This window comes from Anoxybacillus sp. UARK-01 (genome assembly GCF_002075365.1).
Taxonomy (GTDB): Bacteria; Bacillota; Bacilli; order Bacillales; family Anoxybacillaceae; genus Anoxybacteroides; species Anoxybacteroides rupiense.
In genome coordinates this window covers 59,294-79,188 of sequence record NZ_NASY01000042.1, presented here as the reverse complement: position 1 = coordinate 79,188, position 19,895 = coordinate 59,294, and the positions used below count along the sequence as shown (strand labels likewise).

General features: G+C 42.8%; 20 protein-coding genes and 1 other annotated feature (1 of these 21 cut by a window edge). Of the genes, 6 read left to right on the top strand and 14 right to left on the bottom strand.

The features are described from left to right. Positions 1 to 154 precede the first annotated feature (154 nt). Entirely contained in the window at positions 155 to 424 is a 270-nt protein-coding gene (locus tag B6A27_RS10120; protein ID WP_066150122.1) for a YtzH-like family protein, read from the top strand. On the opposite strand, the gene B6A27_RS10115 is transcribed toward B6A27_RS10120, so the two are convergent. From B6A27_RS10115 to pepV, 8 genes are all read right to left on the bottom strand, one after another. Then, complete coding sequence (locus tag B6A27_RS10115; protein WP_066150118.1) at positions 417 to 1,196, bottom strand: phosphotransferase family protein; 780 nt, start codon at positions 1,194 to 1,196, stop codon at positions 417 to 419. The genes B6A27_RS10120 and B6A27_RS10115 overlap by 8 nt on opposite strands. Positions 1,197 to 1,280: 84 nt before the next feature. Further along, entirely contained in the window at positions 1,281 to 3,464 is a 2,184-nt protein-coding gene (gene pulA, locus B6A27_RS10110) for a type I pullulanase (protein ID WP_080862047.1), read from the bottom strand. A 117-nt stretch (positions 3,465 to 3,581) separates the two neighbouring features. Further along, positions 3,582 to 4,520, bottom strand: coding sequence for a nuclease-related domain-containing protein (locus tag B6A27_RS10105; protein ID WP_080862046.1), 939 nt, complete (start codon positions 4,518 to 4,520; stop codon positions 3,582 to 3,584). 41 nt (positions 4,521 to 4,561) lie between these two features. Next, on the bottom strand, positions 4,562 to 5,242 hold the full coding sequence (locus B6A27_RS10100; RefSeq protein ID WP_080862045.1) for an LrgB family protein: 681 nt from the start codon (positions 5,240 to 5,242) through the stop codon (positions 4,562 to 4,564). Continuing rightward, on the bottom strand, positions 5,242 to 5,643 hold the full coding sequence (locus B6A27_RS10095; protein ID WP_080862044.1) for a CidA/LrgA family protein: 402 nt from the start codon (positions 5,641 to 5,643) through the stop codon (positions 5,242 to 5,244). Before B6A27_RS10095 ends, B6A27_RS10100 begins: the two co-directional genes overlap by 1 nt. A gap of 15 nt (positions 5,644 to 5,658) precedes the next feature. Next, the gene (gene thpR, locus B6A27_RS10090) at positions 5,659 to 6,216 is read right to left on the bottom strand and encodes an RNA 2',3'-cyclic phosphodiesterase (RefSeq protein WP_080862043.1); all 558 of its coding nucleotides are present in this window, start codon (positions 6,214 to 6,216) and stop codon (positions 5,659 to 5,661) included. Positions 6,217 to 6,293: 77 nt separating this feature from the next. Beyond that, complete coding sequence (locus tag B6A27_RS10085) at positions 6,294 to 7,478, bottom strand: MFS transporter (RefSeq protein WP_066150101.1); 1,185 nt, start codon at positions 7,476 to 7,478, stop codon at positions 6,294 to 6,296. An 89-nt stretch (positions 7,479 to 7,567) separates the two neighbouring features. Then, a complete protein-coding gene (gene pepV, locus B6A27_RS10080; RefSeq protein ID WP_080862042.1) occupies positions 7,568 to 8,980 on the bottom strand; it encodes a dipeptidase PepV in 1,413 nt (470 codons plus the stop codon). A gap of 434 nt (positions 8,981 to 9,414) precedes the next feature. Here pepV and B6A27_RS10075 point away from each other — a divergent pair, with 434 nt between their 5' ends. Next, a complete protein-coding gene (locus B6A27_RS10075; RefSeq protein ID WP_080862041.1) occupies positions 9,415 to 9,636 on the top strand; it encodes a DeoR family transcriptional regulator in 222 nt (73 codons plus the stop codon). A gap of 117 nt (positions 9,637 to 9,753) precedes the next feature. Here B6A27_RS10075 and B6A27_RS10070 read toward each other — a convergent pair whose 3' ends face one another. Beyond that, positions 9,754 to 10,500, bottom strand: a complete 747-nt coding sequence (locus tag B6A27_RS10070; protein WP_080862146.1) for a pseudouridine synthase — start codon at positions 10,498 to 10,500, stop codon at positions 9,754 to 9,756. Positions 10,501 to 10,616: 116 nt separating this feature from the next. Between B6A27_RS10070 and B6A27_RS10065 the strand changes: the two genes are divergently transcribed. Continuing rightward, on the top strand, positions 10,617 to 10,910 hold the full coding sequence (locus B6A27_RS10065) for a hypothetical protein (RefSeq protein ID WP_080862040.1): 294 nt from the start codon (positions 10,617 to 10,619) through the stop codon (positions 10,908 to 10,910). 23 nt (positions 10,911 to 10,933) lie between these two features. Here B6A27_RS10065 and B6A27_RS10060 read toward each other — a convergent pair whose 3' ends face one another. Next, complete coding sequence (locus B6A27_RS10060; RefSeq protein ID WP_080862039.1) at positions 10,934 to 12,556, bottom strand: putative polysaccharide biosynthesis protein; 1,623 nt, start codon at positions 12,554 to 12,556, stop codon at positions 10,934 to 10,936. Positions 12,557 to 12,673: 117 nt separating this feature from the next. Here B6A27_RS10060 and B6A27_RS10055 point away from each other — a divergent pair, with 117 nt between their 5' ends. After that, a complete protein-coding gene (locus B6A27_RS10055; RefSeq protein ID WP_066150096.1) occupies positions 12,674 to 13,942 on the top strand; it encodes a BaiN/RdsA family NAD(P)/FAD-dependent oxidoreductase in 1,269 nt (422 codons plus the stop codon). Between the two features lie 9 nt (positions 13,943 to 13,951). Here B6A27_RS10055 and B6A27_RS10050 read toward each other — a convergent pair whose 3' ends face one another. Continuing rightward, entirely contained in the window at positions 13,952 to 14,131 is a 180-nt protein-coding gene (locus tag B6A27_RS10050) for a sporulation protein Cse60 (protein WP_044745878.1), read from the bottom strand. Continuing rightward, complete coding sequence (locus B6A27_RS10045; RefSeq protein ID WP_236631833.1) at positions 14,119 to 14,631, bottom strand: hypothetical protein; 513 nt, start codon at positions 14,629 to 14,631, stop codon at positions 14,119 to 14,121. The genes B6A27_RS10050 and B6A27_RS10045 overlap by 13 nt, the downstream gene beginning before the upstream one ends. Positions 14,632 to 15,317: 686 nt before the next feature. On the opposite strand from B6A27_RS10045, the gene B6A27_RS10040 reads away from it, so the two are divergent. Both B6A27_RS10040 and B6A27_RS19240 read left to right on the top strand, forming a co-directional pair. Next, positions 15,318 to 16,592, top strand: a complete 1,275-nt coding sequence (locus B6A27_RS10040; RefSeq protein ID WP_080862037.1) for a helix-turn-helix domain-containing protein — start codon at positions 15,318 to 15,320, stop codon at positions 16,590 to 16,592. Between the two features lie 20 nt (positions 16,593 to 16,612). Beyond that, a complete protein-coding gene (locus tag B6A27_RS19240; RefSeq protein ID WP_255375093.1) occupies positions 16,613 to 16,741 on the top strand; it encodes a hypothetical protein in 129 nt (42 codons plus the stop codon). An 83-nt stretch (positions 16,742 to 16,824) separates the two neighbouring features. Here the strand turns inward: B6A27_RS19240 and B6A27_RS10035 are convergent, their stop codons facing one another. Together B6A27_RS10035 and leuS are read right to left on the bottom strand one after the other, a co-directional pair. Next, positions 16,825 to 17,130 carry a rhodanese-like domain-containing protein gene (locus B6A27_RS10035; RefSeq protein ID WP_066150087.1) on the bottom strand — a complete coding sequence of 102 codons (306 nt, stop codon included), beginning with the start codon at positions 17,128 to 17,130 and terminating at the stop codon, positions 16,825 to 16,827. Positions 17,131 to 17,197: 67 nt separating this feature from the next. Further along, complete coding sequence (leuS, locus tag B6A27_RS10030; RefSeq protein WP_080862036.1) at positions 17,198 to 19,615, bottom strand: leucine--tRNA ligase; 2,418 nt, start codon at positions 19,613 to 19,615, stop codon at positions 17,198 to 17,200. 75 nt (positions 19,616 to 19,690) lie between these two features. Further along, positions 19,691 to 19,895: a binding site (T-box leader), on the bottom strand; it runs 25 nt beyond the window's last position.

The window sequence follows — 19,895 nt, the reverse complement described above, 5'->3', positions numbered from 1 at the left end:
AGAAAGAGTCCGCCGATGGCGCTTGAAGCTAGATGGCGCCTTGCTTTTTCTAAATTCTGAGATCATAAAGAAAAACAGTCGCGGCAACGACTGCTTGAGAATTGTATAAAACCGAAATGGTCCGCACATAGTAAGAAAAAAAGGATGAGTGCGTATGCCTTTAAACCATAACGATCAAATGACCGTATTAAAAGATATTTTATCCAATCACCAAACCGATTGCTGCGGTACGATAGCAGAATGCGAACAAATTGAAAGGCTTGTCAAATCTTTAATGGGAAATGAACAAGTCGGGTCACATGTAAAAAATGTTTTGCCTTCCATTTACCATTATGGACAAGCAGGAAAGAACAGCCCCAATCTTGATTCTCACATTTCCTCGTATCAACAGCAGTTATCGGAATGGGTGGACCAGCTTACTTAGAAATTAATATCGTTTGAAGGAAATGCAGGGATTGCTGCATTTCTTTTTCTGCGCATTTTTCTTTTTGCCAACTAAGCGTCTGCAACGTCTGTACAACTGCATACCATTTCATGCGCACACCTAAATCATCGGTCAGCTCCACTCCATAAAAGTGAAGCCATTCTTCCCATTTTTCCTCCGGAATATACCAATATAAAAGCATTCCGATATCGATGGCTGGATCGGCGATCATCGCCTCGTCCCAATCGATTAAATAAAGCTGGCCATCATCAGCAAGCAGCCAATTATTATGGTTCATATCGCAATGGCAAACTGCCCATTCATTACATCGAATCGAAGGAAGCTTCTCCTCGAGCCACGCAAACGCTTGCTTGACAAGAGGCTCGTCGCTCCATCCGGTTAACATGGATCGCAGCTGTTCCATCATCATTTGCGGCGACAGCGGTTTTTTTCCTAATCGTTTTAACATTTCCAGCAAATCTTGAGAGCGATGAATTTTCCGCAATAAATTCGCTACTTGCTCGCTTCCCATATCATGCGGTTTAAGCTCTCTCCCGTCTAGCCATTGCTGGGCTGTAATTACATCTCCGTTTTCCATTCGCTTTGTCCAGACAAGCTTCGGAACGATTCCTTCTGCGGACAAAACAGCAAGAAAGGGAGAAGAATTACGCTTCAAAAATAATTTTTTTCCATTATGTTCAGCAACATATGCATCTCCAGTAGCCCCACCAGCCGGAGTGATATCCCACTCCTTTCCCAGTAACTGTTCCAACGAAGTTCACCTTCAACTCATAAAAAATAAGAGACAGCAATCACCTGATGTTTTATTTTCAGACAATAGCTGTCTTACTAGATTTTATATGTGATTTGCTTTTTTCGTCAAGTCAGTCATTTTCGTAAGAACAAACGTACTGATTCCCTGGACTTCAATCTCTTGTTTCACGGTGTATAAAGGAGTCGTTCCGCTCGCTGTGTGATCGCACACGACATGCCATTCCTCCTCATCCGGAAGGGGTAAGCGCTCTGTTGCTTCTTGATTATGATGAATGACCAAAATATCGCTCCATGGCCCATATTCTTGCACGGATTGAAGATGATAAGCAATGACAGATGGCGGAGTCGCTTCAACCAATCGAAGATGTTTTTCGATTTCGGCAGACGTTGAAAAGCGGAAAGCCCGATGAAGCTTGCGCAGTTGAATCAATCCTGCAACATACCGCACATCCTTCTCATACAGGCTTTTTTGCCTCCAATCAAGCTGGTTAATGGCATCCGGAGCATTATAGCTGTTTTCTATCCCTTGCTTCGTCCGATAAAATTCTTGGCCGCTATGCAAAAACGGAATGCCTTGCGAGAGAATAACAAAAGCGGTGGCCAGCTTTTGCCGTTTCTGACGAATCTCTTCACTTTCATCCGCATTGGACACGCTCATTTTATCCCAGAACGTGTGATTATCATGTGATTCAACATAATTGACCGCTTGCGTTGGGTTCAGAAACATCCCTGCTTCTTTTTTAATTCGCACATTGCCTTGGATCGCTCGCATCGCTTGCTCACGGAAAGCCATATTTCCTAATGCAAACCCCTTTTCATGAATAGCAAAGGTACTTCCTTTGACATGATCGCGAAATCTGTCATTAAAATACGCAATACAAGGCAGCTTGTCAGCGTTGTTCATCGTAGCTTTTTGCTCAGCAGGAAGAGGGGTCGGCAAATCCCATCCCTCGCCAAGCAAAAGTGCGGACGGATCGAGCGCATGGACGACGGCCTCTACTTCTCTCATCGTCTCTATATCTAAAACTCCCATTAAGTCAAAACGAAATCCGTCCACCCCATACTCAGTCAGCCAAAAACGCACAGAGTCAACAATAAATTTTCGCACCATCCGTCGTTCCGATGCTATGTCATTCCCCACTCCTGTTCCATTGGATGGCATTCCATATAGATCATGTCGAAAATAATAACCAGGGACAATTTTTTCAAATGATGACTGCTCGCGAATATAGACATGATTATAAACAGCATCCATAATCACGCGAATTCCCTGTGCCTGCAAAGCACGGATCGCTTGTTTCAGCTCCTGAATCCGCGCATATGGATCAAACGGATTAGTGGCATAGCTCCCTTCAGGAGCGTTATAATGCAGCGGGTTATAGCCCCAGTTGTATTCCTTCAGCGGGTCTTTTTCATCTACTCCAGCAAAATCGTTAAATGGAAGCAGCTCTACATGCGTTACTCCTAGCTTCGCTAAATAGGAAAGGCCTGTAGTTGTATTATTTGGCCCGCTTGTTCCGAGCTCAGCAAGGCCTAAATATAACCCTTTGTGAGCCACCCCGCTATCTCCGTGAATGGTAAAATCGCGAATATGCACTTCATAAATAATCGCATCCGTCGGGGACGATAGCGGCGGCAGCGTTGACTTCGGCACATTTGTTTTCGTCAAATCGACGACAACCCCGTACTCTCCATTGACTGAAACAGCCATTGCGTATGGATCAACAGCCTCGCGCCAAACAAGGTTCACACATACTAAAAACGTATAATATCTTCCTTCAAGGTCTCCGGAAACTGTAGTCATCCATACTCCCTTTTCCATGCGCTGCAGCGGAATTTGCTCCTGCTTTCCTTCCGCCTCATCGAGCAATTTCACCTTCACCTCCGTCGCCGTGGGAGCCCAAAGCTTAAAAGTGGTTGCTTCTGGAGTATAGGTGATACCAAGGTCATTCCCTTCGTAATAAAACTGTTCATCAAATTCCGCGGTGCGAATGACTGCCCCGATTTGCAAATCGGTAAAAGCACCGTGATCATCATAAATAAGATATCTCTGCCCGATCTCGACAGCAAAATCGATCATACATTCATACTTAATACTCGTCCATAAATCTTCTCGCTTTGCCACTTGAAGCTGACATCGTTCCCCATTTGGCTTTTCGATAATAAAATTTCCGACCATTCCAGAATGATACGACTTCGGGACTAAAATCGTAATCACCGTCATCGCATCTAAATACGCTTCAAACGTTCGATGAACAGTTAACAAATTGGCACCTCCCAATATGAATAAACCCATTTTTTCATTTGTTTTGAGGATCAAGGAGGAAAAGACCTCGTACACGCTCTATTTTTTCCTTTCGCTGCTGAAAACTCCAACATCCCCTTAAAGCTGCTCGTCTTCTTTTTCCCACTCCCGCTCGTAATAATGGCTATAGCAGTGCTGCAATAAATGAGCGGCCGCTTTCAACTGAACGTGCTTAAGAGGAGCGGTCAATCCTCGCAATGAAGCAAACCACTGTTCATAGCTTCGTTTATCAATGAACTGCACATCGCTCGGTGCGTAACGGTAGTCAATATAACCGGAGCGGTTTAAAACCACCTTTTTAATGGGCAATTCGATTTGATAACGCTTATATAAATCCGAAATAATTTTTTCCATTCTCCGCAGAGAAAGAAGCGGATTCAACAGCTTTTTTTCATTTTCTCCGGCAATTTCTTTCCAAAATCGTTCCGCCGAGCCAACCATGATTTCTCCTTCCGCCAATGTAATACACCATGTGGCAGTCGGGCTCAATAAAATCACATCTAATTCGACAGGAGCGTTTTTCACTAAAACTACGGGCTTATATAAACATAAATACGTATCAGGAAAGCGTTGTAGAAAATATTTAAGCGGCTCTTCATAATAAAATTTTTTCTCAATCACTGATTCGTATTTCAAAGTTGAGCTTGCCCATTTCATTTGCAATTGGAATAATGTATCGAGAAATAGCAGTTTTAGATCATCAATGGTTTTAGGCTCTGTGATAAAGACTGAGGAAATAAAATCGTCCTCAGGGGAAGGGGTTGTTTTTACTTCCTCTTCCTGTTTCCATTCCGAACTTTGGAACCATCCTTTGACTGTTTGGAAAATAGAGCGCTTCTCCTCGAGCCATTCCCACGATTCATTGTCTGAGACATTTTGGCTTGCTTCTCCACTTTCCCATTGTTCCTTCACATTCTCCCATTGCTTTTTCTTGAGACGGATGAATTCACTCGCATAGCGGTATACATCGTTTTCATATCTTGAAATATAATCTTGAAGCTTGATTAATTGTCCCACACAAGCAACCCCCGAACTCATCAGTTTCTTTTTCTATCTTTCTATAATAAAACAGAAACAAATAATGGACAAAGGAAAGCAGCTAAAATAGCACTTAATGTCATCGCAATCGAGCTTATCGCGGCTGCTTCCTTTCCGATTTCCAACGCTTTAGCCGTTCCAACACCATGAGAAGCGGAGCCAAGCGCAATTCCAACACCAAGCGGATGCGTAATTTGCAAAGCCCGCAATAGAGGCGGTCCAAATACCGCTCCGAAAATCCCGGCAATCATCACATAAACAGCGGCTAAAGCCGGAATGCCGCCAATTTCCTTTGCAATATCCATGGCGATTGGCGAAGTGACGGATTTGGGAAGCAAAGAGAACAACACCTTTTTATTCAGATGAAACAAAACCGAAAAACAAGCTCCGCTTACAATCGCGATCATGGCGCCTGCACAAACCGCCTGAAAAATAGGCCAAAATTGACGCTTCAGCGTCTGACGATGATGGTAAAGGGGAAAGGCAAGAGCGACTACAGCAGGACCAAGCAATCGCCCAATCCATTTTCCTCCTTCCATATAGGTTTGATATGGAAGCTGAAACCACAACAAAACCGCAACGAGGGTCCCTGTAGTCGTAACAATCGGCAAAAGAAACGGTGTATAAAAGCGAACATATAATTTTTTCATGACTTCATAAACAACAAGGGTTAATAAAATAAAGTCGACAGCTCTTTCCATTATCTATGCATCCCCTTTGTCTCCTGATGAATTTCTGTTTCTTTTTCGGCTTTTTTCGCTCGCCATTGCCCGATCGCACCGCTTGCTGTCATGACCATTACCGTGCTTATCATCACAACCGCGATCGACAGCAAGCCCCTTCCCTGAAAAAGGGAGAGGTAATCCGCAATTCCAACGGTGGACGGAACAAATAAAAGTGGTAAATACGACAACAGAAACTGGGCTCCGTCACCAAGCCAGCGCTCTTTGACGACGCCTGACATCAACAGGAAAAACAACAACAGCATCCCGATGATGCTGCCCGGAATCGGCAAATGAAACCAATGCTGCAGCCACACGCCGATCCCATACAGCCCATATAAACCAGCCACTTGTACTGCTATAATCAAGGCTCGTTTCATGCTGTTCCTCCCTTTCTAATGGCTGAGCGGAAATAAAGCAATGGCTTCATATTTGGGCACTCGGTCAAGATGCGTTCGATACAAAATCACTTCTTTCACGGTAAAAGAGCCTTGAACACGCTCAAAGCTTTTTAACTTCTCTAATGAAAACTCTTCCTCCCCCTGCCATTTGCGGGCAATCGTAATATGCGGAGCAAATGGGCGTGCATCTAGCGTAAAACCAATATGTTCACATGCCCCATATACATCATTTCGCAGAGCAATAAGAGCCTGTTCTTGTTCCACCGTCTGCCACAGAATGCGCGGTGCCCGAGGCTGACCGAAAATTCCAATTTCCGCAAGCGTTAACGAAAAGCGTTCATGCTGTTGCCCGATTTCGTGTAATTTTTCGTAGACCGCTTCCCCCTTTTCCGTGGGCATCTCTCCTAAAAATGCCAAAGTTATATGGTAATCCTGCTGATGCACCCATGTGCGAAACGGGAAATGCGATTTCACGCTTTCACTCCATTTTGCCAGCTGCTCCTTTATCTTTTCTTCTAATGTAACGGCGATAAAATAATGCGTCTTGATCATCAGCTTTTACTCCCATCTACAATAACATTTGATTTTCTAGATTTTATCAAATTCTATTGGATAAAAAAGAACATCCCTTAAGAGATATCCTTCATCCTTTTTCTGTCCCATAATGCGATGATGGCTAAAATGGCTAAACCAGCCACTGTTAATAGGCTAAAAAACCAATAAATATCACTGGCATGGCTCTTGTCTAAAATGTAGCCGCCGATCACTGTACAAAACCAGCTGCCCAGTCCATTGCTGACTGCTGAATATAGCGAAACAGCCGTCACTCGAACGCTCTCCGGTGCCGTTTCCCGTACGTATTGCAAAGCTACTGGAATAAACAAACCGACAGAAAAGCCTTGAGCAACGGTGGTCACATAAATGAGCCAAAGCGGCGGCTCAAAGAAATAAAAGAACCAACGCAACGCTGAAACAGTCGCAGCAAAGGCTAAAATCGTGATCATGCCATACCGGCGGGTCAGTTTGTCTGTCATTTTCATAAACGGGGCTTCACTTCCAGCAGCCAATAAAAAGGCAAAACCGACTCCTGTCAGCGTCCCTCCCATTTCTTCCACAAACACCCCGAAATAAAAGTTGTTTGCATAAATCGGACCGAATACGAGAAAGGCCGCCGCTAAAAACAAAACAAACTTTGGAATTTTAAACAATTGCGCCATTCCGCGTACAACGGCTGTATTCATGGAATGACCTTCACGCGGCAGCTTCCAAGCAAGACCAGCTGACAATAACAACATAAAAGTGAGTATATAAAAAATAGCAACAAGGGAGAACGTTTCCGAAAGCCAGCCGCCGACAAGCCCTGCAAAAGCAAAGCCGATGGATCCCCATAAACGTATCGATCCATAATTTCCTGATGTTTTTTGCACATAATTTAATGTAATGCTATCAGAAATCGGTACAATCGCGCTTTGGGTAAAAGCTAACAGAACAGCCATAACCACAATCCACGTATATTGATGCACCGAAGAGTACATAACGCTAAATAAAGCTGTAAGCACAAACGCTGTCGTGAGCACGGTCACTGGCTTTTTCGTATAATCGCAAATCATTCCCCAAAGCGGTTGAATAAAAATGGTCACAATCGGACTTATCGACATAATCATCCCAATTTCCGTTCCTGAAAGCTTCATTTCATTTTTTAAATAAACAGATAACAAAGGAAAGAATGCCCCAAAACCAAAAAATGTACAAAAATAAACAAGTAAAAATACGATTTTCAATGGCAATATCTCGCGCCTTGCCGAGACCTCCATACTCCCCACGTCCTTTCATTCAGAAAAAACACCGCCCAGCACGGAGCGGTTATGGTTTCTTTCTATTGTAATGCGTTTTGAAAAGCTTTTCATTTCGCAAGTTCATAAATGGCCTGAGCATAAATCGCTGTTGCCTTCAGCAAATCGTCAATGATCATGTACTCATCCTTTTGATGAGCGACATCCGGTCTTCCCGGAAAAAGCGGTCCAAACGCTACTCCCGCTTCTAGAGAACGGGCATACGTTCCACCGCCAATCGAAAGAAGCGCCGCACGTTCTCCAGTTTGCTCTTCATATACACGCTGCAGCGTTTGAACAAGCATATGACGGCGATCGACATAATGCGGTTTGGAGTCGCTAAAATGGGTAAGAGAAAACCCGTATGGTTTTGCTGTTTGCTCAATCACTTGCTTTGTTTGTTCCAAATCGTTCGTTACCGGATAGCGCAAATTGATTCCGATCCTACCTCCCTTGCCCTCATGGTAGGAAAGAATGCCGACATTCACCGTAAGATCGCCGGTCATATCGTCAGAATAAGCAATCCCGAGCTTTTTCCCGCGAGAATCATCACGAAAGTAACGATCAAGAAATTGGACAAATGCTTTTGCTTGAGCATCAAGCGGCATATTCGCTAAAAAAGCAGCAAGCAACACTCCCGCATTCTTTCCTTGATCCGGTTCCATCGCATGGGCTGAAACTCCTTCCACCTGCAACGTGATTCCGTGCTCATGATTGATCGCTTTTCCCTTTACATGAAAGTCTGTTAGAAATTGCTGAAAACGCTGTTCCATCTCAAGAAGCAGCTTTGTTTCCGCGCGCAATTCCGCTACAGCCAAATCAGGAACCATATTATAACGTCTTCCTGCTTCTAACGATTCAAGCCGAATGCTTCCATTCTCATTGTCGGCCGCTGTGATTTGCTCCAAATTCAAATCAACAATTCCTTTTTCAGCGTAAATAATCGGAAAGTCTGCATCCGGCGCAAATCCCATTGTCGGCATTTCTTCGTGCTGAAAATAATGATCTACGCAGCGCCATTCGCTCTCCTCATCTGTCCCAATAATCATGCGCACGCGCTTATGAAGCGGCAAGCCAAGCTCCTTCACAATCTTCATCGCGTAAAACGCTGCCATCGTCGGCCCTTTATCATCAATCGCCCCGCGCGCATATATTTTTCCGTCGCGAATGTCCGCAGCAAACGGATCACTTGTCCAACCGTCGCCAGGCGGAACTACATCAACATGGCATAAAATGCCGATTAATTCATCCCCCTCTCCTATTTCTAAATGACCGGCAAATCCGTTCACATTCTTAACAAGAAATCCTTCCTTTTGTCCCTTTTTAAGCAAAAATTGCAGCGCTTCATCTACCTCCTTTCCAAAAGGCTGCGAGGCAGTCGCGCTTTTTTCATCCAACACGCTCGGTATTCTTAAAAATTCTTGTGTATCACGAATCAGTTCATTTTTTCTTTTAAGCACTTCTTCCAGCCAATTGATTTGCATATCTGCCACCTCATTTCATGGTCTCTTTTGCTAATAAAAATAAGTAAAAAGGGGTAAAAACAAACAATAATAAACATTTGTGTCACATTATATCTTGTAGTAGCTTGCCCCCGACAGCAGAAAAAATGGAGCGACTTCTTTTTCATCAGCGCTCTAAGTTCTATTTCCTCATTGTATGTAGCAGAAAAAGCTTATTTTGGTTCATAAAACCATGTTTTTTTCAATCATAACACAATCAAGTAAAAACAAACATATTTGTTACAAACAACTGAAAAATGTTGAAATATTTTGTAAATCGCAATAAATGTGTAGCATGTTTTGGTCTATTTCGTGTAAAATAGTAGTAAAAGAAAAACAACTAGATATAATCTCTCATCTTAGAAGCAGCGATGATGTTGTGCCATGCGAATTATGTAAGGATAGGGAGTGGTCTTTTGAAACCTTCTACTCATCGGATGCTAACGCGGATTAAGTCTGTTTACATGTTTATCAGCGAGAGAGGAACTGTAACAACGCAAGAGCTCGTTGATGAATTCGGCATCACTCCAAGGACAATTCAGCGTGATTTGAACGTGTTAGCATATAATGACCTAGTTCGCAGCCCAAGCAAGGGCAAATGGACGACAACCAATAAGAAGGTGAGGATGTCCTCGTAAGTCGGTCATTAGAAAAAAGGTGAGAGGTTATAAAAAAAACAAAACGGTCATTAGCCTCAACATACCGTAACCATGAATGAAAGATCATGAATATAGAAAAGGAACCTTATGCAAGATTTAAAGGTTCCCTTTTTTTATTTCATGTACTGAAACATTTTTCAGCATCTCTATTTCCTCTTCTGTTAATTCTCGATACTCCCCAAGCGCAAGCGACGGATCAAGCGCAAGCGGCCCCATTTGAATGCGTTTCAGATAAACAACGCGCTTGCCGACTGCTTGAAACATGCGTTTCACTTGATGAAATTTTCCCTCCGTAATGGTCACTTCGACATCCGAACGAGTCCCAGCTTTTAAAATTATCAATTCAGCCGGCTTGGTTTCATACCCATCATCCAAAATAACACCGCGACGAAATGCGGCAATATCCTCCTCATTGACTTCACCTTCAATAACAGCAAAATAGGTTTTGGGCACATGCTTTTTCGGAGACAACAGCTGATGAGCAAGCTGTCCGTCATTTGTTAATAAAAGCAACCCTTCTGTACCTTTATCGAGCCGTCCTACTGGAAATGGCGCAAAGATTTGATCTTCTTCTTCAAGCAAATCGACCACCGTTTCTTCCATGTCGTCTTCCGTTGCTGAAATTACTCCAGGCGGCTTATTCATCATCAAATAAACAAATTCTTTATACTCTACCTCTTCCCCCCAAACCGTAACGATTTGCGTCTCTGGATTCACCTGTGTTTTCGGATCTTTCACGATGACTCCATCCATTTTTACTACGCCGGACTTCAGCAGTTTTTTTACTTCTTTGCGCGTTCCATATCCCATATTCGCTAACATTTTATCAATCCGTAAACTCAACATAAACGCTCCTCTCCTAGTTTTATCGAAAGTATGAATTTAGACGTTTGCCTATTCCGCATCCTCCCATCCTTACATACAATACTTAAGAATAATAAAGAAAGGGGAATTTGCCCATGAGCAATTACTATCAATATTACTACCAGCAGCAGCCATATACAGGAGGATTTCCAGACTATCCAGCGGAGGCGGACACCGGATACGACAACCGATTCCCTACTACCCCCGCTCCAAGCGGTTTTCCAGGCGGCTTTCCAGGCGGTCATCCTGGACATTCGGGAACGCTCGAACAACGTTTAAATCGAATGGAACGAACCATTGAGCGGCAGGGAGAGCAAATTAACCGACTTAATCGCCGTCTTCAACGCGTTGAGCGTCGTCTTGGCATTCCTCCTACAGGTCAATTTTAAAAACGGAGATAAAAGAAGGCGGGTCACGAAACCGCCTTTTTTTTCCGCTGTAAAAAGGCAAAACGATTGCCAAATAAAGAGGAAATAAGCCCGAGCCGCTCGCTTAGCAAGAAATAGATCCCAGCACCAACCGCCGCACAAATGATCACAATGACCACTGATTCGACTTTTCCGCCGTTATAATGGAACAGCCATTGACATAAATGAAGCATAACAACCGCTCCGATCGACATAATCGCTGTCAAAATCATGACTAAAATCGTGCGCCGAATAACGAAATTGTAACGGTATTTTGTGTATTTTTGGATAATAAATAAATTAAACACGACCGAAAGAAAATATCCAAACGTAGTAGCTAAAATCGCTCCAATGGTAGCGAACTTTGTAATGAAGAAAGTATTTAGTGAAAGCTTGACTAATAATCCAAGCGTCAAACTTATGACTGTAAAGCGCTGCTGGTTGATGCCCTGCAATACGGCAGCGGTAACAGAAAACATCGCGAATAAAATCGCCGCCGGCGCATACCAGCGAAGCACTTGCTCGCCGAGCGGATCGTAGTTGTAAAACGCCGCATACATCGGCTCTGCCAAAATGGCCATTCCGACGACCGCCGGAACCGTTAAAAACATCACCACTTGAAACGTCTGATTTAAATATTTGCGAAACGATTTCCGGTCACCGGAGATATAAGCTTTCGTAATCGTTGGAATCAACGTCAAACCAAATGATGTCGCCAGCGTCACAGGAATAATGACAAGCTTTTGCGCCCATACATTAAAAATGGAATACGCTTCTTCGGAAATTTTCGCAAGCCCGATGCTGGCCATCGCCCGGTTAAAGGTAAATTGGTCAATCAGCTGATAGAGCGGTGTCGCGAGCCCAACAAACACAAATGGAGCGGCATACATAATTAATTCTTTATACATATCTTTTAAAGAAGGATGAAGCTGTCCCCGGTCTTGTGTGAGCAATTCGGCTAAATGCTCTTTACGTTTCCACCAATACCAAATTAATATGGCAAGTCCGCCTAGAGCGCCAATAAATGCCGCAAATGTTGCCAAGCTAATCGCTGTGACAAGCGACCCATGCAAAACACGCAGCACAATGTAACAACTGGCCAACAGAAAAATAATGCGGATCAGCTGTTCCACTACCTGCGATGCAGCGGTCGGTCCCATTGACTCGTGCCCTTGGAAAAATCCGCGGATTAAACTCATCACTGGCACGATCATTAAAGCGAAGCTGACAGCGCGAATGACGGTGACAACATCAGCAACGGAATTTCCCTCTACTTGTTTATCAATCACAAATGGAGCGATCCAAGGTGCGATCGTATAAAGAATCGCACAGGCGGCAATGCCGGTGATTGTCATTAGCAATAGCCCCGAGCGAAACAGCCGATAGCCCGTGCCGTATTCCCCTAGCGCATTGTATTTTGAAACAAATTTCGAAACCGCAAGCGGCACTCCCGCTGTAGCAAGGCTGATAAAAATTTGGTACGGCACATATCCATACGAATAAAGCGCTCCACCCCGTTCTCCGACAAGCGGATAAAACGGAATGACATACACTAAACCAAGAATGCGCGACAGCATCACACCCGCTGTCAAAATAAATGTTCCACGCAGCAATTTTGAAGCTGACATAACATCCCTTCCCTAGAGTGCATCTTTTCACAACTACTGTATTTTATCACATTTGCAGGCAAGTCGAGAAATTTTCATCTCTCGACTATAATAGAAAAAGAAAGGTTGGTGAAGCAAGTGAAGTATGATGTCATTGTGATCGGAGGCGGACCATCAGGATTAATGGCAGCGATTGCGGCCGGTGAACAAAAAGCGAACGTCCTTCTTATAGATAAAGGGGACAAGCTGGGGCGCAAGCTTGCGATTTCTGGAGGCGGACGCTGCAATGTGACCAATCGGCTGCCTGTTGAGGAAATCATCAAGCATATTCCAGGAAATGGCCGTTTTCTGTATAGCGCGTTTTCGATCTTTAACAATGAAGACATTATTCAATTTTTTGAGCGGCTTGGCGTTTTGCTGAAAGAAGAAGACCATGGCCGAATGTTTCCTGTATCAGATCATGCACAATCTGTTGTCCAAGCGCTAATCAATGAACTGGACAATCTTAAAGTACATATTCGCCTGAATACACCAGTTGCTGATGTGGAATATGAAAATGGAAAAGCGGTCGGCGTTACGTTAAAAAATGGAGAATTTATTGCCGCCAACAGCGTCGTCGTCGCCGTTGGCGGAAAATCCGTTCCTCATACGGGATCGACAGGAGACGGCTATGCATGGGCGAAAAAAGCAGGGCATACCGTAACAGAACTATTTCCGACAGAGGTGCCGATCATCTCCAATGAATCATTTATTCAAGAGCGCATATTGCAAGGACTCTCCCTGCGCGATATCGCATTGAGCGTTCTGAATCAAAAAGGAAAAACGGTTGTGACCCATCGAATGGATATGATTTTTACCCATTTTGGTATCTCCGGTCCGGCTGCGCTCCGCTGCAGCCAATTTGTCGTGAAAGAGCGAAAAAAAGCAAATGCGGTAACGATGAGTATCGATGCGCTTCCTGACGAAAACGAAGAAATGCTGTTTCAGCGCGTGGTTGCTGCCATCAAAAATGAGCCAAAAAAAGCGATCAAAAATCTCTTAAAAGGACTCCTTCCCGAACGCTATTTATTATTTTTATTAGAAAAAAACCATATAGATCCGCAAGCATCGGCAAGCACGCTCGCTCATGAAAAGATTCGCGCCTTCATCTCAAGTTGCAAGCATTTTATGTTCCATGTCCACGGCACTTTGCCAATCGAAAAAGCGTTTGTGACGGGCGGAGGTGTATCGGTAAAGGAGATCCATCCAAAAGAAATGGCATCCAAGCTAATGGAGGGACTTTATTTTTGCGGCGAAATTTTAGATATTCACGGCTACACGGGTGGATATAACATTACAGCCGCCCTTGTCACCGGACGGCTTGCGGGAATGAACGCGGCAAAACATGCTTTACTACATCGGGCTTAGCCATTTTCGCTAGGCCCGATAAATGACCATCGCTGAAAAGCAGTAAATCTGCTCTCCCTCTGACTCCATTAGAGCCACATCATATTTAATGTCGATAAGCTGTCCTTCTTTTAATCCTGATAAAAATTGATTGACGGATATTTCTAAATCTTTTTCATGCTCTTCATCAAATAATTTTACTTTGTACATTTTGCTTCGATCATCTCCCTTAGTCCTTTTTCATTTAGCCCTTTCTGGCAAAATTGAAAGGAAATCCATTTCAACCGCTTTGTGCGGTCAATGATCTGGCCAAGATGATAGGAGGTGTGTTCCACTACATGGTACATCCGATGCATATCGACTCCCTGATCCCATTCCAGCCGTTTTTCCACCTCCACTCGCCATTCATTGAATATTTCTTGCACATATTCGCATAATTCCCCGGAAGTCCAGTGACCATTTGGAAAATATTCTTCCATCCCATTAGAAAATTGGACCGTTGGATTCGAAAGTTGCAACGCGTTTCTGTGAATATGCTCACAAATATGCAAAATGATTCCGCCAATCGAATGGCTTTCTTCCGTTTCGCAACACCATATTTCGTTTTCGTCCAAGCATTGAATAGCCGCCAGCAGCTTCGGCAAATAATGATCGCACATTCGATGAAGCGAAATATGCAGAAATAGCGGCAAGCTACATTCTAGGCCCATTTTCATTCTCCTTTCTATCTAATCAACTTGCTTCTTACACGCGATCACTGCAAATGTATTGTTTATTTCCTTAAAGATATCGATTTTCCTCTTTTTGCTTTGGAAGAATCAAACGACAATATTTTGCTTTTTTTCACTACTGAATTAAAATATTGATAAAATATTTTCTTAACAAGTTTTTTTCACTCATTTTTCATCTTTTTTTAATATCGAACAAACCACGAACATCCGTAAATCGAATAGACGAATTTATTTTCCAAGATTATTAACAATCCGTGAAACTGCTATTTAACTGCTATTTTTCTGATTCAAGACCAAATGAAAAAATAGCGGACTGCATTTTTTAGTTTGATTTGAATATTAATATGATTAGGAATATAATGGTGACTAAGCGAAGGAGTTTTTTCATTTTTTGAAATTGCTTAACAACCTAACATTTTCTCAATATAGCTAATCCACTCCATGTATAAACACCATTGAAAGGACCTATTTTTACAAGCTAGAAACTCTGTTCTTTTTCGACTAAAAGCGGCAACATCTATGACTATCATCTTATTTTTTAGGACATAAACATGAAATGTGCGTTATATGTCCATGTTGAGAAAATGCTGTCGAAAAGACCTAGCTATCAAAAGAGGATTACCTTTATTTTCTCAATATAAAAAAAGGGGGGTAGGCATTGATTTATGTACATTTTGGGAGATAATATAGATATAGACATCGGGATGATTATCGCGATTAATCGTCAACAAAAAGGCATGACACAAGAAGAGCTATCCAAAGGGATATGTTCCGTTCCGTACTTAAGCAAAATTGAAAACAACAAAATCACTGCCAATGAAGAAATTATTGTGCTGTTATTGTCGAGATTGGGTCTCAGCTACGACAACATCGTTTCTGAGCAAAAGCAATTAAACGAGGATATTTTGGCGTGGTACCAGGCGATTATCGATCGCGACACAAGCCAAGCAGATCAATATGCCCATTCTTTGTCTGAAAAAATCAAATTTATCGAAAATATCAATCTCGTTATTCATTACAAGCTCACTTTATTGCGTTACCATCTTTATAAAAACCAGCTATCCTCCGCCTTAGAATTGATCGATTATTTCACCAAGATTAAAGGAAAGCTGACAAACGGGCAGTTGCTTTATTTCTATTGCTTTTACGGCATTTATTTATGCATGAATCAGCAATATGAAGAAGGAATCCAAAAATTCGAAATGGCCAAAAGCATTAGCGATAAAATGCGCTATACTGAGCCTGAACTGATCTATTATTTAGCGTTGACTTACTGTCATTTATATCGCCCTTCATTAACATTAATATATGGACATCAGGCACTGGAATTATTCGATTCTTCTTCATATTATTTAAGAAGTATTGACTGCCAAATGATGATTGGTATCAGCTATGTAATTATCCAGCAATTTCATCAAGCAAAATATTACTTTGAAAATATTTTAAATATTTCAAGAAAGCTAAAATTACCTGATATTATCGGAAAAGCATTGCACAATCTTGGCTATTTATATACAACAAAAGGGGATTCATCTAAAGCGATTGATTATTATTTAAAAAGTTTGAACTATGAGAAAGATGAGCTTGATTACTTAACGACTACTTACTACTTAGCTAAAGAATATGTTCTAATTAATGATATCGCTTCAGCAACAAAATGGATTGCCGATGCACTCGAAAGGTTAGAACAATCTCCTATTGCTGAACATTTGTTGCACAAATTTTATTGCTTACATCTAGAAATATCAGGAAAAGAGGAAGAACTAAAAATATATCTTGAACAAACTGTTATTCCTTTTTTCGAAAAAACCTATGACTGGATGTATTTGACCGACTGCTATGAAAAATTGGCGGATATGTACGCCAAGCAGTTTTTCTATAAAAAAAGCAGTCATTACTATCAATTAGCTAATAAAAAAAGAAAACAATATATTATTTAAAAGTTAAAGGAGGAAATCATATGAAAAGAAAGATTTTCGCTTCAATTCTTGCCCTTGTAACCGTATTGGGAGTAGGATTGACTGTATCAAATGACGGTCAATCCAAAGGCGCTCCAGTGCAACCAAACATCGTTTATCCTAACTATTGATCTAAACCTTTTAAAACTTTCAGCGACATTTTTTAGGCTGATGTCATCAACTGACATCAGCCTCTTTTTTTGGTTGCGGCATTTTATTCTACTTCTCCCTCCCATGCCAGCATGCCGCCGACCATATTGCAAACGCTGTAGCCCAGTTCCTGAAGGTAGTGGCAAACATTTTCGCTGCGCACCCCAGAACGGCAAATAAAAATGTACTCCTCTTCCTTATTGAATTCTTCTAGACGATGTGGAATCTCGCCCATTTTGATATGTTTCGCTCCCGGAATCATGCCATACGCTACTTCTTCGTCTTCACGCACATCGATTAAATTTAATTTTTCCCCTTTTTCCAGCCTTTGTTTAAGTTCCTCTGCTGTTATTTCTTTCATTTCTTCCATTTCTTTTTCTCCTTTCTTTTTAAAGCAAGTCCCTCACAGCCTGAAAGAGTGAGGGACTTGCTTTTGATTAATTGGCCACAATATTGACTAGCTTACCTGGAACGGCAATCACCTTACGTATCGTTTTTCCGTCGAGCTGTTCTTTCACTTTTGCGTCCTCTAAGGCGATTTGCTCCATTTGTTCTTTTGAAGCATCCGCTGGAACATGGAGCTTCGCGCGCACTTTGCCGTTCACCTGTACGACGATTTCTATCTCATCTTCGACTAATTTTGTTTCATCATATACAGGCCACGCTTCATATGCAATCGTATTTGTATGGCCAAGCTTTTCCCATAGCTCTTCGGCAATATGCGGACACACTGGAGATAACAATTTCACAAACCCTTCCATATACGCTTTTGGTAGAACAGGGGCTTTATACGCTTCGTTAATAAAGACCATTAATTGGGAAATCGCCGTATTGAAACGAATGGCCTCGTAGTCCTCAGTGACTTTCTTCACTGTCTGATGGTATACTCGCTCAAGCGTATCCCCTTCTGCCTGATCGACGATTTTCGGATTGAGCTCGCCATTTTCCTCAACAAATAATCGCCATACACGATCCAAGAAGCGGCGGGCACCATCCAGACCTTTTGTCGACCAAGCGATCGATGCTTCGAGCGGCCCCATAAACATTTCATATAAACGCAATGTATCGGCCCCGTGGCTTTCGATAATATCGTCTGGATTGACGACATTTCCCTTTGATTTACTCATTTTTTCGTTATTTTCGCCAAGAATCATTCCTTGGTTAAAGAGCTTTTGGAATGGCTCTTTTGTCGGCACCACGCCGATATCATATAAAAATTTATGCCAAAAGCGCGCATACAGTAAGTGCAGCACCGCATGCTCAGCTCCGCCGATATAAATGTCGACCGGCAGCCATTTTTGCAATTTTTCAGGATCAGCCAGCTGCTCGCTGTTGTGCGGATCAATATAGCGCAGGTAATACCAGCAGCTTCCCGCCCATTGCGGCATTGTATTCGTTTCTCGGCGACCTTTTTTGCCTGTTTGCGGATCAACGACATTGACCCAATCCTCGATATTCGCAAGCGGCGATTCGCCTGTTCCTGACGGTTTAATTTCACTGGTTTTCGGAAGCATCAGCGGAAGCTCTTCCTCCGGCACTGGCGTCATCGTGCCATCTTCCCAATGGATGATCGGAATGGGTTCACCCCAATAACGCTGGCGGCTAAAAAGCCAGTCGCGAAGGCGATAGGATACTTTCTTCTCGCCTTTTCCGTTTTCTTTAAGCCATTCAATCATTTTCTTAATGGCTTCTTCTTTATTTAAACCGTTTAAAAAGCCGGAGTTCATATGCTCGCCATCGCCTGTATACGCTTCTTTTGTCACATCGCCGCCTGCGACGACTTCCTTAATCGGTAAGTTGAATTTTTTCGCAAATTCATAGTCGCGTTCATCATGTGCTGGCACCGCCATAATCGCGCCTGTGCCGTAGCTCATTAACACATAATCAGCAATCCAGATTGGCAATTTTTCTCCATTTACTGGATTGACCGCATAAGCGCCTGTAAATACACCTGTTTTTTCTTTCGCTAAATCCGTGCGCTCAAGATCGCTTTTGCTTTGAATTTGCTGCAAATAGGCTTCTACTGCTTCTTTTTGCTCAGGTGTCGTAATTTGGGCTACGAGCGGATGCTCAGGAGCAAGCACCGCATACGTTGCGCCAAACAATGTATCCGGACGCGTGGTAAATACGGTAAATGTCTCGTCATGTCCGTCGACGGCAAAATGGACATTGGCTCCTTCTGAACGGCCAATCCAGTTGCGCTGCATTTCTTTAATGCTTTCTGGCCAATCCAGTTCCTCCAAATCCTCAAGCAAGCGATCTGCATAAGCTGTAATGCGAAGCATCCATTGCTTCATCGGCTTGCGGATTACCGGATGCCCACCACGTTCGCTTTTTCCATCAATAACCTCTTCATTCGCCAAAACCGTTCCAAGCGCCGGGCACCAATTGACAGGCACTTCATCAATGTAGGCTAAGCCTTTTTCATAAAGCTTTAAAAAAATCCATTGTGTCCATTTGTAATAATTTGGATCAGTTGTATTGACTTCGCGATCCCAATCATAAGAAAATCCTAGCGATTTAATTTGCCGGCGGAAGTTATTAATATTTTGTTCCGTAAACTTGGCCGGATCGTTTCCAGTATCTAACGCATATTGTTCAGCTGGCAAGCCAAACGCATCCCATCCCATTGGATGAAGCACGTTATATCCTTGCATGCGCTTCATTCGCGCTAAAATGTCAGTCGCTGTGTATCCTTCTGGATGCCCGACATGAAGGCCGGCTCCCGAAGGGTAAGGAAACATATCAAGCGCATAAAATTTTTTCTTTCCTTCCTCTTCGCTCGTCTTAAATGTTTTGTTTTCTTCCCAATATTTTTGCCATTTTTTCTCAATGTCAAGATGATTAAAGCTCATGTCACGTCCTCCCATCTTTCTGTTTCTATTTCCAAAGTGTTAACAAAAAAGAAAATAAAAAACCCCTCGCCCTTCACAAGGGACGAGAGATTGAACTTCCCGCGGTACCACCCTGTTTAGCGCACAAAAAACGTGCGCCCACTCGATTCCTTAACGCAGATTCACGGCGAACATTATTAGGCAAAACAGCCGTTCATATTCGCAACTCAAAGGCGAGTTCATGAACAAACTTCGGTTGACTTGCACCATCCGTCAACTCTCTGCATTCCGTATTGCTCAC